Consider the following 15,589-nt stretch of genomic DNA (forward strand, 5'->3'; position numbering starts at 1 on the left):
TTTTAATGTATATCTTTTTTATAATGTATATAAGGTGTAAGTACATTATGTTCAGATGAAAGTGAAAGAATATTTTCCTTTTTTATGAAATATTTTATTGCTTCTTTCTCTTTTTTTATAACATCTTTATTGAGCTCTGAAGTAAGATCTATATATTTATTGATGAGAGTGTCAAAAATATATTGATATTCAAAAGCAAGGCTTGATTTTTCTGATAGTAAAGTTTTTATAAAAATCCAGTTATTAAATAAAATATCCCAAGCTTGTTTTTGTTTTTGTGTTCTACATAATAAAGAGATATCCTTTTTCCATTTGTAGATAGAAAAATAAGCTATATGACTTGTCCATAATTCATCAATCCACCAATCATGATATTTAGGAAATAATGAAACATCAGTATGCTCTTCTTGTTCTTGATAAGTTTGTTCCTCTTGTAGATTCATTTTAAATAAATTTAGATGAAAAATTAAAATTGGAATCATATAATTAAGAAGTTCTAGACTTCGTATGTTTTCATCAGTAAAATTTTTGATTAAGTTATTAAATTCATTTTGAATACCAACTAGTTCCTCTTTTGCATCACTATGATAAGGGATATAGTCTTGAAGTGTTGCAAATGAGATACGATATAACTCCTCTTCATCAAGTATAGACTCATCAGGAAGTTCATCTATTATCATGGCTGCTTCAATATTTTCATCATTTTCTTTATATCGAACTTTTTTCTTATTTTTTTCTTGCTTGTTAAATTTATAATATTTTTTTCGCTCAATTGCTGCTTTAAGTCGTCGATGTTCAAAACAGTCAAGTTTTTCAAATTTTTCAAATTCTTTTAAAAGTGCTTTGTAATGTTCAACAAGAGGTTTATGTTGTTCTAAATTATTTTCAGCAGATGATTTGCTTAAAAGAGTGAGTTTTTTTTCTCCAGATTCATGTCGTGCTAGCTGTTCTCTTGCTGTTTTTATTCGTAATTCCAAATCATGTATAATTGTTTCAAGTGCAATCATTGCTTTCATGATCTCTTACTCCCATTTTCTAGTTCTAATGCTTTATCTATTTTAAATTGCATATAAGGCGTAATTATATTGTGATCTTTAGATACAGTTGCAAAGTCTTCTTTTTTTGTTATTTTACTAACTATATCTTCTAAAGATGAAAGATTATTTTCATTATATTCATCTTCTAGTTCAGAATACTTATGTATCAACTGATCAAAAGCATTATTATAAAAATACGCCGACTCTCCTTTAACATTTAAAATTCTTTTTACTAAAATCCAGTTTTTAAAAATTACTTCAAAAGATTCTTTTTGTTCCGCCGTTACAAACATATTTAGTATGATTTGTTTCCATTTAAAAAATCCCATATATGCTTGATGGCTTGTCCACAATTCATGAACCCACCAATCGTGAAATCGAGGAAGACCTTTAAAGTCCTTCATGTTTTCTTCTTCAATATTCTCTTTTATGTTTTTTACTAAAACTTGGAGTTGTAATATTAAAAGAGGAATACGATAATTCAGTATTTTTAAGTCTATGTTTGTATCATTGAAGTGATCTCCAACAAGTTCTAAAAATTCATTTTTTATCTCTATTAAATCATCATCTAAATCAGAATGAATTTCTAAAAATAACTCATGACTTCTATGTCCTATATGAAACAAATCTTTATCTTCTAGTTTAAAACCTTCTGGTAGTTCATCAATTATGATAAGAGCATGATCGATCTCCTGCGAAGTTTTTGATTTATCTCGTTGAATTCGTTTTGCTTGGTATTTGAAATAATTTCTTTCTCGTATCTCTTCTTTTGTTTTTTCATCATCTAAAAGCGATCTAATATCTTTTTCTTTCAGTTTTTTAAGTTTAAATTGATATTTTCTTCGTAAAAACTCATTTTTTTCAATACTGAGTTCTGCGGATGCTCGAACAATAAGAGAAAGTTTCTTTTCTCCAGAGTCATCGTCTTTTATTTGGTTAGTGGATTGTTCAATATGAGAGGTTAATGATTTGATTCTTTTTTCTAATTCTTCTATAACATTCATAATCATCCTTTCCTCAATCTAAAAATATAGATTTTACTTTATATTAAGAATATAGTATAATGTATAAAAAATAACTGAATCGATTTGCTTTTTAAATTTTTTTCAAATTTTTGTAGTTTATTAGTAAAGCATTAATGCTGCGTTAAAAATTCATTTACTTTTATAAGATATACTTTATAAAAATAATAAAAGAGTTTTATGAATAAAATAATTAATTACTTCCTTGAAAATGCAAAATTAAATTACACTCTTCTTGTATTCTTACTTGTAATGGGTATTTTTGCTTATAACAATATTCCAAAACAGATGTTTCCAAGTGTAACGCTTGATTCTATATCCATTTCAGGAAGTTATAGTGGAGCAAGTGCTGATAATTTAAATAGTTTTGCTGTAACAGAGATTGAAAATGAGATTGATGGTATCTCTGGAATAAAAGAGGTTACTGCAACTATTAGAAGTGAAAGATTTACTATAACACTAGATCTTCAAGATGGAGTTGATAAAAACACAGTATTAAATGATGTTAAAGATGCTGTGGATATGGCAAAACAATATTTTCCAAGTGATATGAACGATCCAACGGTTAGTGCAGATAAAAGAGAAGAGTCTCTTTTAAATGTATCACTCTCTTCAAAAAATAGAACTCAACAAGAGCTTATTAATATATCCAAAAGTCTTAAAACGACTTTGCTTCAAGTAGATGGAATAACAAATACAAATATATTTGGAAATAGTGATTTAGAGATTGATATATTTATAGACACAAAAAAGATAAATCTTTATGGAATTAGTAGTACATCTTTGATTACATCTTTACAAGAGCTATCTTATCTTTATCCTGTAGGAACTATTGAACAAACTGGAAACCATGTATATTTAACAGCAGATAATAATAAATTTGATATTCAATCATGGTTAAATACTTTGCTAAATATTGCTGATAAAAAAGTATTTTTAAAAGATATTGCTCAAATTACTATTGGTTATCCTACAGGAGAATCAATATCAAGATTAAACGGTAATCAAACTATTTATCTTGAAGTTTATAAAAGTGCTGATGGAGATGCCGTATCAATAGCAAAACAGGTAAAAGCAAAGCTTGCTAATTTTGAAGAAAGTATGGAGGATATAAACCTTATAGTATCAAGGGATAGTTCCGTACCTCTAAGTGAAAGAATAAATACTCTTATATCAAATATCACACTTGGACTTATTTTAGTTGCTATTGCAATGTATATACTTATAAGCCCAAGATTATCTTTAGTAATAGTAATGGGGATACCTTTTTCTTTTATTATTGCACTTTTAATTATTGAACAATTAGGATACTCCTTAAATATGATCTCTTTAATGGCTATGCTGATTACTTTGGGTATAGTTGTCGATGATGCAATTGTTATAAGTGAAAATATCCAAAGACATATAGATAATGGTGATCCTATAAAAGAGGCTGTGTTAAATGGAACAAAGGAGATGGTACCTCCTGTTTTAATTGCTTCTTTTACTACCATGTTTGCTTTTATGCCAATGCTTTTAATAAGTGGTCAGATGGGATTACTCATGCAACTTGTGCCTATAGTTGTAACAGCAGTTATATTTGCATCACTTATTGAATCTTTTATATTTTTACCTCTTCATGCAAAACATATGTTAAAAAGGAAAGATAAATTACTTGATTGGACTCCTGTTCATAATTTTTATGAAAGAGTTTTACATAAAGTGATAAAATCTAAAAAAATATTTTTAGCTATTTTTTTAGTAACTGTACCACTATTAACAATTTTTTTAATACAGCAAAGTAGATTCCAAATGATGCCAGATATGGATTCAAATAATGTAACCGTTTCTATAAAATTTGATGAGTCAAAATCTCTTGAAGAGAGTGATGCTTTAGCAAAAAAATATGAAAAAGTACTTTTAGAAAAAGCAAAAGAACTTTATATTGAAAATATCAATACAACGGTTGGACAGTTCTCAAGTATTTCAAATGATAGAGAAAGTATAGAGAATGGTTTTATGTTAGCTCTTGAATTAGAAGATTTAAGAGAGGATAATTTTTTAGAAAACTATGTCAATCCAATACTCAGTTTAAGTTTTGAGTTTGGGCAAAAAGACAAATTAAGGCTTATTGATACAAGTAATGCAAAAGAGAAGATTCGTAAACTTTTAGAGCCAATTATTCAATTAGATAAAGTAGTAGCTTATAATATTGTATCGTCAAGAATTGGTATAGTTAAAACTGATATTGAATTAAAGCTAAGTCATTTAAATCAAACTTTACTGATGAAGAATGTAGAGAAACTAAAAGAAGAATTGTTAAAAATAAAAGGTGTTACAGATGTAAGTGACAATCTTAAACTTGGAGATAAAGAGTATAAATATAGTGTAAATACTTATGGACAAACTTTAGGACTTACAGATAGAAGTATAGCATCTGCCCTTAGTAGTTATCTTATGGAAAAAGAACAAGCAAATACTTTTAATGAAAGTGGAATTATTAATATTGTTACTCAGTCTATATATAAAGATTCACTTGATGAATTAAAGCACTTTTTAATTCCTGTAGGGGAACAATATGTAGAATTGGATGAGGTAGTTGACTTTAGAATTGTAAGGAACTTTGAAAAGATAGAAAAAGAAGATGGTAATATCTACAAAAAAGTGTATGCAAATGCAGATAAAAGAGTAACAAGTGGAAATGAGATACTAAATGAGATCAATCCAATACTCAAGGAATTAGAAAAAAATGGACTTATAGTAAAACTAGGTGGTGAAAAAGAGAAGAGTTCCCAGCTCGCAAGTGATTTAATAAAAGCTTTTACAATTGCAATATTTTTAATTTTTTTAACACTTTTAGTAAATTTTAAATCTTTTAAGAGCTCTTTTGTAATTCTTTCTGTTATTCCATTTACTATTTTTGGTGCTATACTTGGACATTTTATAATGGGAGTAAATTTAAACTCTCAATCACTAATAGGGATGCTAGGACTTGCTGGAGTTGTGATAAACGATGGAATTATTATGCTTGACTTTTTAAAAGATACAAAAAATAAGGAAGAGTTTTTTCATAGAGCGAAACAAAGAGTAAGACCTATTTTAATTACCTCTATTACAACAGTTTTAGGACTAGTCACTCTTATATTTTTTCCTGTAGGACAATCTATAATGCTTCAACCCATTGCAATATCTTTAGGTTTTGGTCTATTGTGGGGAACCGTTCTTAACCTTGTATATGTCCCTGCACTATACGCAACACTATTTAAAATAAAGGATTAAAATGAAATTTATAATACTATTTATAACACCTATTGTTATTTATGCACAAACTTATATGGCAAAAATTGAGCCATATGATATGTTTACAATTTATGCGCAAACTTCTGGACAAGTTATAGCTTTGGATAAGAATGACGAAACAAAAATAGTCAATAGTGTTTTAATTCAACTAGATGATTCTTTGGAAAAACAAAAGCTCAAAATATATCAAAATCAGTTGTCAATGTATAATAAAAAGTTAAGCATTTTAAATGAAAACTATAAAAAATTTGTAAAAATAAGAGGAAAAAGTAAATCAGATAAAGATGATAAATATTATGTGATATTAGAACTTGAGGTGACTATTGAATCTTTAAAGATTTTAATTACAGAACTTCAAGACACAATAAATAAAAAATCAATCGCTGTGAATGATTTATATATAAAAGAATTTTTAGTAAATAAAGGTGATTATGTATCTATAGGAACTGCACTTGCAAGTACTTATGATGTAAGTAAATCAAAGTTAATAGTGTATGTAAGTAATGATGATTATCAAGATATAAGAAATAAAAAGATACTGATAAATGGAAAAGATAGTAGAGTAAAAATTGATAAAGTAGATAAAGTTTTAGATGCAACATATGTATCTGCTCATAAAGTAACCCTAGTGTTAGATAGTACCGAATATGGTAAAGTTTTAAAAGTTGAATTTATAAAATGAAAAAAATAATAACACTTAGTCTTTGTGTCATTGTAACATTTGCAAATGATATAGATATATTAACAAATACAAAACAGCAAATTATAGACTTAAAACAAAAGCAAATAGATAAAAAAGAACATAGCAATAAATATGATTGGATAGATGGAGCTACAATCAATGGTAGTGTAACAAAAGACAATGATGATATTCAAAATGATAATTACTACATATCTATCTCACAAGATATTTATAGATTTGGTGGTATTAGCTCTCAAATCGATTATGCAAATGAACTTAAGCGAATGGAAGAGATAAGCTTAGATATATCTACAAAAGATGATTTAAGTACTTTGTATTTACTGCTTTTAGAGATAAAACTTAACGATATAAGTTTAGAACAAAATAGACTTAATATAAAAAACTCACTTATTGAGATAGAAGATAAAAAATCTGAATATAAAGCAGGTGAGATAGGAATAAGTGATCTCAATGAAGCACTGATGACTAAAAATGAATTACAAGACACGACAAAAACTTTGCAGTTAGTAAAACTCAAAAATATTGCTAGTGTAAAAAAGTATACAACAAGAAACTATAAAAGCATCTCTATCCCTAATCTAGAATTGATGAGTAAAGATATATTTTTAGAAAACTCCTCTTCTATTCAATATGCAAAAGCAGATATCGAAGTAAATAATACTCTTTATAAAATAAAAAAAAGTGATTACTTACCTACTCTTAGTACGAATGCAAAATATGGATATGAAAAAAGTGATGTAATGGATGGAGATAACTACTACAATTATGGACTAAGTATAAGTATCCCTTTAAGTTATACTTCTTCTAGTAATATTGAACAAACAAAGATCGATTATCTTATTAGTAACCAAGAACTTAATAATAAGGTAAGAGATGCAAAACTTACATACGAACAGACACTCTTTACTATTCAAAATTATAAAGAACGAATTGATTTAGCGTTGGAAGACATTCAACTTTACAATGAACTTTTAGAAGTAAATGAAGATGAATATAAAGCAGGATATAAAAGCATCAACGATGTAGAAGCTTTAAAAAACTCTAAAGTTATAAGAGAATTAGATATAAAAAGTTATAAGTTAAATATTAGTAAAGAGATAATAGCTCTTTACTATCAGCTGTAAAATTGTTCATTTTATCTATTACATCTTCTTTAAATAATTACTTACCATAGGGATAGAATCTTTTCTACAAATAAGGTATGTATCTAAATTAAAACTCATATTAGTAAGTTGTAACTTTTCAATATATCCAAATTTTTCGACAATTTGTCTAGAAAATAGAGCCACGCCATAGCCAGAATTGACACACTCTAAAATCAATTCATAATTTTCCAAAGCTGCAGTTTTATATGATTTTTTTTCTTTTTTTATTAAATATTTTTCGAGTAACATACAATTTTTACACCCTTTTTTATAAGAAAATATTGTATTTTGAGGTACTTTATCTTTTGCTTCAACTAAAACAATATCTTCTTTAAATATATTTAAAATCTCTATATCTTTGTGGCTTGGATCTCCGCTAACAAAAGCTATGTCAACTTTATAATCAAGAACTCTATCAATTAAATTTAAAGTACTATCAAGTACAAAATCAAGTTTCATATCAGCATAATCATCATTTAACTTTTGTATAAATTTTGGTAGCCTTATTGTTGCATTTGATTGGGTTGAACCGATCTTCAAAAGTTCTTGATAATCTAAATTTTTCATTTTTAGTGTGGCATCTTCTATTTTTTTGATTATATCAACTGCTAAAGGGTAGAGTTTTTCTCCTTCGATTGTTAGTACTACACCTCTATTAGTTCGATGAAATAATTCATATCCTAAACTCTTTTCAAGTTGTTTTATTCGTAATGTTACATTTGATTGAGTAAAGTTTAATTCCTTAGCCCCTAAGGATATACTTTTAGTATAAGCCACAGCTAGAAATACTTTTAATAAATTTGAATCCATATTTAATCCTTAAAAATTTAATGTTTGATAAATCAATGTTGACGCTATAAAAAACAATAGCATTTTTAATATTTTTGTATAAAATTTAGCATCTATCAATTTCTTTATTTTTGCACCAATAAACATACCAATAAATACCCCGATTAAAGTCATCATAGATATATTAAAAGCTTCCATAGTAAATGAACCAAAATATATAAATACAGCTATTTGACCTATTTTAGTAAACAAGAAACATAAGTTTGATAACTGTATTGTATCTTTTCTTGTATATTTTAACTCTAAGGTATAGATTATCATCAATGGTGCTACTACATTTGTAAGTCCGGATATCATTCCTCCGAATATTCCTAATCCATAAGTAGAAGTCTTAGGATAGATAGTAATAAATGATGCATTAATTCGGACAAAAGACTGTAAAAGATATACTAGAATAATAAAAGCCAATAACAGCTTAAAGTATTCAGAGTTTATATGAATCAAAAGAATTGTACCGAGAGTACTTCCTACAATCATCAGTAAAAGAATAAACCAGAACTTTTTTAAAGCTTCAAAAAACTTCCCCTCACTTAAAATACTCATAATATTTGCTACCATTGTAGGGATAAGCATAAAAAGTATAGTTGTTTGTATATCTGCAAATAGTGCCACAACAGCAGTAGAAATCATACCAAAACCAAAGCCAATGCTTCCGTGAACAATTGAAGCTAAAAAAAGTATAAGAGTCAGAGTGATGATGAAATTTATTTCCATATGAGTATCCTTGATATTAAGTATAGTTATTAGTAATAGCAAATGATATTACTAATAATTATATCTAAAAAGGATAAATATTAAATAAACAATAAGAATATATAGATAACATATTATTGTTACAGTTAAAAATAACATGGTAATATAAAGCAATAAATGGAATTTAATATGAATATAATAAACTTTGAAAATATATATGTAAGTTATGACTTAAAGCCAGTACTAAAAGATATAAATTTAACAATACAAAATGGTGAACATTGGGTGATATTAGGCTCAAATGGTAGTGGTAAATCAACACTAATAAAACTTATTTCTAATGATCTTCATCCAAATAGAAAGTATCCTTTTACAAAAGAGGTTTTTGGAAAAGATCGATGGAGTATTTTTGATTTAAAAAAGAAACTAGGAATTATCACAAACGATTTACATAATTATTTTTCAGTACATGGTAGTTTTTTAACTGCTTATGAAGTTGTTTTAAGTGGATATTATAGTTCTATAGGAATATTTAAACATCAAGATTTCAGTAAAGAACAACACCAAAAAGCACTTGAAGCGTTAGAGTTTTTAGAGATATTAGATATAAAAGACAAAAAAGTATCAGCCATGAGTACAGGACAATTGAGGCGATCTATTATTGGTCGAGCTTTGATCCATAATCCAGAAGCATTTATTTTAGATGAGCCAACTGTTGGATTGGATATTAAAGCACAATATTCCTTTATTAAATTGATTCAAAAACTTTCCAAAAATGCTTCAATTATTTTAGTAACACATCATTTAGATGAGGTATTCCCTGAAGTTTCTCATGTTGCTTTAGTACATAATAAAACCATATATAAAAAAGGTTTAAAAAATGAAGTGCTAACTTCTAGCAATTTGTCTGAAATCTTTGAACTTGACATTGAACTTAAAGAAGAACAAAATAGATATACTATTGGGAAAATTCAATAATAAATGAAATATTATAATTAAAAAAGGAGTTAGGGTATGAATATAAGGGTATATTACGAAGATACAGATGCAGGTGGTATAGTTTATCACGCAAATTATTTAAAGTTTTGCGAGAGAGCAAGAAGTGAATATTTTTTTTCTCAGAATTTAGTACCTATTATTGATGAAGCTCATTTTGTTGTACGAAAGATGGATTGTGATTTCATAAGTAGTGCTTATTTCTCTGATGTTTTGAAAGTAGTCTCAAAAATAAAAGAGATAAAAAAAGCATCATTTATCATGACTCAAGAGATAAAAAAAGATGAAAGATTGATTTTTAAAACAGAAGTCACACTTGTCTTAGCAAAAGATGGAAAACCAAAAAGGATAGATGAAAATATAAAAGATATGTTACAGTCACTTTTCGCTAAAATAGAGTAATAAAATTTAACTATGGAAAACACATGATTGTAAATATAACTCTTCCCGACACTGCATATGACATCACGATTGATCAACTTCAAACATTAACAATAAATAAAAAAGTAGTAGTGGTAACGAACCCTACTATTTCTAAACTGCATTTAGAGTATTTACTTTCAAAATTAGATATAAAAGACTTAAGTGTTGTAACAATTCCCGATGGTGAACAGTACAAAAACATGAAAACAATAGAAGATATTTTGGAACACTGTTTCGAACATAAGTTAAATAGAAGTTCTTTGTTAATCGCATTTGGCGGTGGAGTTATAGGAGATATGACAGGTTTTGCTGCGAGTATTTATCAAAGAGGAATAGAGTTTATCCAAATACCAACTACATTACTTTCTCAAGTTGATGCAAGTGTTGGTGGGAAAACTGGTGTGAATAATAAGTTTGGTAAAAATCTTGTCGGAGCATTTCATCAGCCACAAGCTGTATATATAGATCCTTTTTTTCTAACAACTTTACCCAAAAGAGAATTTTCAGCAGGAATTGCAGAGATAGTAAAAATGGCAGTTTGTTTTAACAAAGATTTTTTTGAATGGCTAGAAAACAATGATTTAAGTGATTCTGAAAATATAAAAGTTGCAATTGCTAAATCTGTAGAAACAAAAGCTTGGGTGGTAAGTCAAGATGAAAAAGAAAAAGGACTACGAGCTGCTTTAAACTATGGTCATACTTTTGGACATGTGATAGAAAATGAAACAAATTATGATACATACTTACATGGAGAAGCTGTTGGTATTGGTATATGTATGGCAAATGATGTGTCTGTGAAAATAGGTCTTATGACTGAAAATGAATCATCAAGAGTAAAAACACTTTTAGAAAAATACAATATACCAACTCAATATACAGTTAATGATGTAGAAGATTTCTATGAGCATTTCTTTTTAGATAAGAAAAGTTTAGACAACAAAATAAAATTTATTTTAGCTAAAGGTCTAGGTGATTGTACAATCACAGATGAGGTTTCTAAAAATGATATACTTGAAGTATTGCGAGTATTTTAATGAAAAATAATGTACAAATTTTACTTTTTTTATTTTTAATGGTTATAAATGCTTCAGGAGTAGATATAACAAAAGAAAGTATAGATAAATCTACACGACTCACAGAATTATATGAAGAGTTAAATTTAGTTAATAAAGATTTAGAAAAAAATATTTGGGTTACTAGATATAACAATTATTTAACATATAGAGAGATTGAAAAAGAGCTTGTTCAAATTAAAAAAGATGCCAAAAAATATGGTAGATGGAAAGGGGAGAAATATAAAGAACTCTCTTACCAATTGAACAATAAAATCAGAATTAAAGAAAATGAACTAGAGTTTATAAGTGAATATAAAGATTCTCCTATTGGAAAACAAATTACTCCATCTGCTATTGAAAAAGTACCTACAGTTACAAATCCATTTTCTATCATTGAAGCATTATCCTATACGCAAATATTAAATTCAAACTTAGAAGACTATAAAAGTATCAATGAAGAACTTGTAAAATTAGTTGACAAATTAACAATAAAACTTAACATCATCAAAGAGTTATATACCCTTACAAATGAAAAGAATTTAAAAAAAGAACAAGAAACTTTAGAGTTAGAACTTAAAAACTTTATGATGGTTGTTGATATTGTATCAACAACTGAAGAGGTATATCGAAAGAAAGTAAGACAAACTACACAAGAGGTAAAAGATACTATTTCTGAAGAGATTTGGAGAACTGTAAAATTATTGATTATTATAGTGGTTTTATTTTTGATTACATTTGGAGTTAAAAGAGCTGTAAAAGAATATGTTGATGATGATGATAAACATTATACTTCAAATAAATTAATCAATTTTATCTTTATTGTTATAATTGTTTTTATACTTTTGTTTTCATACATTGACAATGTTTCTTATCTGGTAACTATTTTAGGGTTTGCATCTGCTGGTATTGCGATTGCATTAAAAGATTGGTTTATGTCTTTATTTGGTTGGATGGCAATCATGACAAGTGGTGCTATTAGCGTTGGTGATAGAATTAAAGTTGTTCGTGACGGTATAGAGATTGTTGGAGATGTTTTAGATATCACACTTTTTAAAATAGCAGTTCGAGAAGATATTACTCTTACATCTTATATGACAAATAGAAGAACAGGAAGAGTTATTTTTGTACCTAATAATTATATTTTTACAGATATGATTGCAAATTATACTTTTGATGGTTTAAGAACAGTATGGGATGGTATTGATATTCACATTACATTTGATTCAAATCATAAAAAAGCAGTTGAACTAGCAAAAGCAATAGTACAAAGACATGCTCGTGGATATACAGATCTTACAAAAAAAAGACTACAAAAGATGAGAAAAAAATATGTTTTAAGAAGTGCAAATCCTGAGCCAAGAATTTTTTCTTTTGTTGAGCCTTATAGTATCGTTGTTTCATCGTGGTACTATACTAATTCTCATGCAACTTTAGGTTTACGAAGCACTATAAGTATGGAGATATTTGATGCGTTTAAAGAAGCAGATGATATAGAAATAGCATACCCAACACAAACAATCAATGTTTCACGAAATGCACAAGTTGATGGTGAACATCTAATCCCAAATATTGATGGTTCTAAAAGTTTATTTGATGTTCCAAACACACACTAGGTGAATGTAAAAATGATAAATAAAGAAAAAGTATATTTTAAAACTTTTGGATGTCGTACAAATGTATTTGATACACAAGTTATGATGAATAATTTAAAAGATTTCGAAGTGACACAAGAAGAAAAAGAAGCAAATGTCGTTGTGATAAATTCTTGTACAGTTACAAATAGTGCAGATAGTACAGCAAGGCATTATATTAATTCTTTAAAAAAATTGCCAAATCAACCTCGTGTTATTTTTACAGGTTGTGGTGTATGGACAAAGGGTGAAGACCTTTTTAAAACTAATAAGATAGATGCGCTCTTTGGTCATAGTGAAAAGGAAAATATCAATACCTTGTTAAAAAATGAAACACGATTTTTTAAAGCAGGTGATCTAGAACATCTTGATGATACAATAGTTGATAAAATGATAGGAAAAAGTAGAGCTTTTGTTAAGATACAAGAGGGGTGTGATTTTAGATGTAACTATTGTATTATCCCTTATGTACGAGGGAATTCAAGAAGTTATGATGAACATAAAATATTACAACAAATAACAACGCTTGCAATTAATGGTTTTGGTGAATTTATTTTAACTGGTATAAATGTAGGTTCTTATGGAAAAGAAAAAGGTGTTCCAAACAAAAAAGATAAACTAGTGCAACTTATCAAAAAAATATCACTTATAAGAGGAGTTCGGCGAATTCGTTTAGGGAGTGTTGAACCTATACAAATAACCGATGAATTTAAAGAGATTTTAGATGAACCTTGGATGGGTAAACATATGCATATTGCACTACAGCATACAAATAAAGATATGTTAAAAATAATGAATCGAAGAAATAAAGTCAAAAGTGATTTAGAGCTTTTTGAACTTTTAGCATCAAAGGGATATGCTTTAGGAACAGATTTTATTGTAGGACATCCAGGTGAGACAGATGAATTGTGGAAAGATGCTATGCAAAATATTGATAGATTTCCACTTACACATATTCATAGTTTTACATATTCTCCTAGAGATGGAACTCCTAGTGCAAAAATGGGTCCTTTGATAAATGGAAATATCGCGAAACAAAGACTACGGGAATTGGAAAATAAAATATCAGAAAAAAACTTACTTTTCAGACAAAAACATAAACTTTTAGAGGTTTTAATTGAATCGAAAAAAGATGGTATCTACACAGGGTATGATCAGTTTTTTAATACTATTGAGGTGCAAAGTGATACAGACTTAATAGGTGATTGGATAAATATAGAAAATTATGAAATACTGGAGAATAAAAATGTTTCCAAATTCTAAAAAAAATGATACTAAAAAAGAAATTAAATCAAATGGTTCAAATATAGATAAAAATTTAAAACTCATGAGTATATCTGCTATTGTATTAATAGTATTATTCTTATACACTGTTACAAAATCTGATAATGTGATACATGGAACTAGTTATTATGTTGGAGTAGGGTTTTTATTTGTTTTATTGATTTTGACTTTTGCTTTACAAAAGTATAAAGATAGAATCCGTGGATTAATTCCAAAAAATAAATTTAGTTCAGAACTTGAAATAGCACATGAAACAGCACAAAATAATGACTCAACAACTATCAAACAAAAAGAAGAGAGTAGTCACATCTCTGCAACAACTTCAAATCTTACTTTTAAAGATGTTGCTGGAATTAGTGAGATAAAAGAGGAGTTAGAAGAGGTTGTAGACTTTTTAAATAATCCTAAAAAATATCAAAAATATGGAGTGTCTCTTCCAAGAGGTGTTTTACTTGTAGGTCCTCCTGGTGTGGGAAAAACACTTATTGCAAAAGCTGTTGCAGGTGAAGCAGAGGTTCCATTTTTTTATCAAAGTGGAGCAAGTTTTGTTCATATTTATGTGGGAATGGGAGCTAAAAGAGTACGAGAACTTTTTTCGGTTGCTAAACTCAACGCCCCTTCAATTATTTTTATTGATGAGATAGATGCTGTTGGAAAAGCTCGAGGAATAGGTAATAATGATGAAAGAGAAGCTACATTAAATGAACTTTTAACACAAATGGATGGTTTTGATAGTTCTAGTGGGGTGATGGTAGTAGCTGCAACAAATAAGATAGAAGTTCTAGATGAAGCATTACTTCGAGCAGGAAGATTTGATAGGAGAGTTTTTCTAACACTTCCAACAAAACATGACCGAGTTGAGATATTAAAACTTTACTTAAAGGGTAAATCTATTAATTTAGATATTGAAAAACTGGCAAATGAAACAAGTGGATTTAGCAGTTCAGCTTTATCAACACTTGTAAATGAAGCACTTTTATGTATGATAAAAAGGGAAGGTACTAGTTTACTTGAAGATGATTTGGAGTTTGCAAAACAAAAAATACAGTTTGGAAAAAAGCAAATAACTCTTTTAAGTGAAGAGCAAAAAGATATTTTAGCTACATATCAAGCAGGAAAAGCATTTATTAGTAAAACAAAGGTAAATCTTTTTGACAATGCAATCTCTACAGAAGATTTGATATATCCATCAAAAACACAACTAAAAGATCTTATTAAAAAGTATCTAGCGGGAAGTGTAGCTTTAGAGATTATTAAAAATGAATCGTATGTTGTTTTTGAAGATGAACTCAAAGAAGCATATAAAATTGCACATAAAATGGTAGATGAATACAAAATGTCACAATCTGTTGAAAATTTAATACAAACGATTAAAGATGAACTAAAAACAGAAATTATCTCAAATTTAGTTGAACTAAAGAAAATTCAAGAGATTTTATTAAAGGATGAAGTTGTATTTTAGTGGATTTTCA

The 15,589-nt window shown here is 27.8% G+C and carries 13 protein-coding genes; 9 read left to right on the forward strand and 4 right to left on the reverse strand.

Annotation, left to right across the window (positions count from 1 at the left end; genetic code table 11):
• Window positions 1-2: 2 nt before the first annotated feature.
• Both ACMCMH_RS06735 and ACMCMH_RS06740 read right to left on the reverse strand, forming a co-directional pair.
• Window positions 3-1,016, reverse strand: coding sequence for a hypothetical protein (locus tag ACMCMH_RS06735; RefSeq protein ID WP_412723906.1), 1,014 nt, complete (start codon window positions 1,014-1,016; stop codon window positions 3-5).
• Entirely contained in the window at window positions 1,013-2,041 is a 1,029-nt protein-coding gene (locus tag ACMCMH_RS06740; protein WP_412723908.1) for a hypothetical protein, read from the reverse strand. The genes ACMCMH_RS06735 and ACMCMH_RS06740 overlap by 4 nt, the downstream gene beginning before the upstream one ends.
• A gap of 198 nt (window positions 2,042-2,239) precedes the next feature.
• Between ACMCMH_RS06740 and ACMCMH_RS06745 the strand changes: the two genes are divergently transcribed.
• From ACMCMH_RS06745 to ACMCMH_RS06755, 3 genes are read left to right on the forward strand one after another with little or no spacing between them, the layout of a single operon-like run.
• The gene (locus ACMCMH_RS06745; protein ID WP_412723910.1) at window positions 2,240-5,317 is read left to right on the forward strand and encodes an efflux RND transporter permease subunit; all 3,078 of its coding nucleotides are present in this window, start codon (window positions 2,240-2,242) and stop codon (window positions 5,315-5,317) included.
• Window position 5,318: 1 nt separating this feature from the next.
• Window positions 5,319-6,020, forward strand: a complete 702-nt coding sequence (locus ACMCMH_RS06750) for a hypothetical protein (RefSeq protein ID WP_412723912.1) — start codon at window positions 5,319-5,321, stop codon at window positions 6,018-6,020.
• A complete protein-coding gene (locus ACMCMH_RS06755; protein WP_412723914.1) occupies window positions 6,017-7,165 on the forward strand; it encodes a TolC family protein in 1,149 nt (382 codons plus the stop codon). The genes ACMCMH_RS06750 and ACMCMH_RS06755 overlap by 4 nt, the downstream gene beginning before the upstream one ends.
• Window positions 7,166-7,183: 18 nt before the next feature.
• Here ACMCMH_RS06755 and ACMCMH_RS06760 read toward each other — a convergent pair whose 3' ends face one another.
• Both ACMCMH_RS06760 and ACMCMH_RS06765 read right to left on the reverse strand, forming a co-directional pair.
• The gene (locus ACMCMH_RS06760) at window positions 7,184-7,996 is read right to left on the reverse strand and encodes a LysR family transcriptional regulator (protein WP_412723916.1); all 813 of its coding nucleotides are present in this window, start codon (window positions 7,994-7,996) and stop codon (window positions 7,184-7,186) included.
• Window positions 7,997-8,005: 9 nt separating this feature from the next.
• Entirely contained in the window at window positions 8,006-8,749 is a 744-nt protein-coding gene (locus tag ACMCMH_RS06765; RefSeq protein WP_412723918.1) for a sulfite exporter TauE/SafE family protein, read from the reverse strand.
• A 168-nt stretch (window positions 8,750-8,917) separates the two neighbouring features.
• On the opposite strand from ACMCMH_RS06765, the gene ACMCMH_RS06770 reads away from it, so the two are divergent.
• From ACMCMH_RS06770 to ACMCMH_RS06795, 6 genes are read left to right on the forward strand one after another with little or no spacing between them, the layout of a single operon-like run.
• Complete coding sequence (locus ACMCMH_RS06770) at window positions 8,918-9,706, forward strand: ABC transporter ATP-binding protein (RefSeq protein WP_412723920.1); 789 nt, start codon at window positions 8,918-8,920, stop codon at window positions 9,704-9,706.
• A gap of 36 nt (window positions 9,707-9,742) precedes the next feature.
• Window positions 9,743-10,126 carry a YbgC/FadM family acyl-CoA thioesterase gene (locus tag ACMCMH_RS06775; protein WP_412723922.1) on the forward strand — a complete coding sequence of 128 codons (384 nt, stop codon included), beginning with the start codon at window positions 9,743-9,745 and terminating at the stop codon, window positions 10,124-10,126.
• A 23-nt stretch (window positions 10,127-10,149) separates the two neighbouring features.
• On the forward strand, window positions 10,150-11,181 hold the full coding sequence (gene aroB / locus ACMCMH_RS06780; RefSeq protein WP_412723924.1) for a 3-dehydroquinate synthase: 1,032 nt from the start codon (window positions 10,150-10,152) through the stop codon (window positions 11,179-11,181).
• A complete protein-coding gene (locus ACMCMH_RS06785) occupies window positions 11,181-12,815 on the forward strand; it encodes a mechanosensitive ion channel family protein (protein ID WP_412723926.1) in 1,635 nt (544 codons plus the stop codon). The genes aroB and ACMCMH_RS06785 overlap by 1 nt, the downstream gene beginning before the upstream one ends.
• A 12-nt stretch (window positions 12,816-12,827) precedes the next feature.
• Complete coding sequence (mtaB, locus tag ACMCMH_RS06790) at window positions 12,828-14,096, forward strand: tRNA (N(6)-L-threonylcarbamoyladenosine(37)-C(2))-methylthiotransferase MtaB (RefSeq protein WP_412723928.1); 1,269 nt, start codon at window positions 12,828-12,830, stop codon at window positions 14,094-14,096.
• Window positions 14,059-15,579: an AAA family ATPase gene (locus tag ACMCMH_RS06795; RefSeq protein WP_412723930.1), complete on the forward strand. Its 1,521-nt coding sequence runs from the start codon at window positions 14,059-14,061 to the stop codon at window positions 15,577-15,579. The genes mtaB and ACMCMH_RS06795 overlap by 38 nt, the downstream gene beginning before the upstream one ends.
• The last annotated feature ends 10 nt before the right edge of the window (window positions 15,580-15,589 follow it).

Origin of the sequence: Arcobacter sp. 15-2 (genome assembly GCF_047159865.1) — a bacterium.
Classification (GTDB): domain Bacteria; phylum Campylobacterota; class Campylobacteria; order Campylobacterales; family Arcobacteraceae; genus JAIOSF01.

Coding starts and splice junctions, on each gene's coding strand:
- ACMCMH_RS06735 (WP_412723906.1), bottom strand. CDS start 1,016: ATGAAAGCAATGATTGCACTTGAAACAATTATACATGATTTGGAATTA.
- ACMCMH_RS06740 (WP_412723908.1), bottom strand. CDS start 2,041: ATGAATGTTATAGAAGAATTAGAAAAAAGAATCAAATCATTAACCTCT.
- ACMCMH_RS06745 (WP_412723910.1), top strand. CDS start 2,240: ATGAATAAAATAATTAATTACTTCCTTGAAAATGCAAAATTAAATTAC.
- ACMCMH_RS06750 (WP_412723912.1), top strand. CDS start 5,319: ATGAAATTTATAATACTATTTATAACACCTATTGTTATTTATGCACAA.
- ACMCMH_RS06755 (WP_412723914.1), top strand. CDS start 6,017: ATGAAAAAAATAATAACACTTAGTCTTTGTGTCATTGTAACATTTGCA.
- ACMCMH_RS06760 (WP_412723916.1), bottom strand. CDS start 7,996: ATGGATTCAAATTTATTAAAAGTATTTCTAGCTGTGGCTTATACTAAA.
- ACMCMH_RS06765 (WP_412723918.1), bottom strand. CDS start 8,749: ATGGAAATAAATTTCATCATCACTCTGACTCTTATACTTTTTTTAGCT.
- ACMCMH_RS06770 (WP_412723920.1), top strand. CDS start 8,918: ATGAATATAATAAACTTTGAAAATATATATGTAAGTTATGACTTAAAG.
- ACMCMH_RS06775 (WP_412723922.1), top strand. CDS start 9,743: ATGAATATAAGGGTATATTACGAAGATACAGATGCAGGTGGTATAGTT.
- aroB (WP_412723924.1), top strand. CDS start 10,150: ATGATTGTAAATATAACTCTTCCCGACACTGCATATGACATCACGATT.
- ACMCMH_RS06785 (WP_412723926.1), top strand. CDS start 11,181: ATGAAAAATAATGTACAAATTTTACTTTTTTTATTTTTAATGGTTATA.
- mtaB (WP_412723928.1), top strand. CDS start 12,828: ATGATAAATAAAGAAAAAGTATATTTTAAAACTTTTGGATGTCGTACA.
- ACMCMH_RS06795 (WP_412723930.1), top strand. CDS start 14,059: ATGAAATACTGGAGAATAAAAATGTTTCCAAATTCTAAAAAAAATGAT.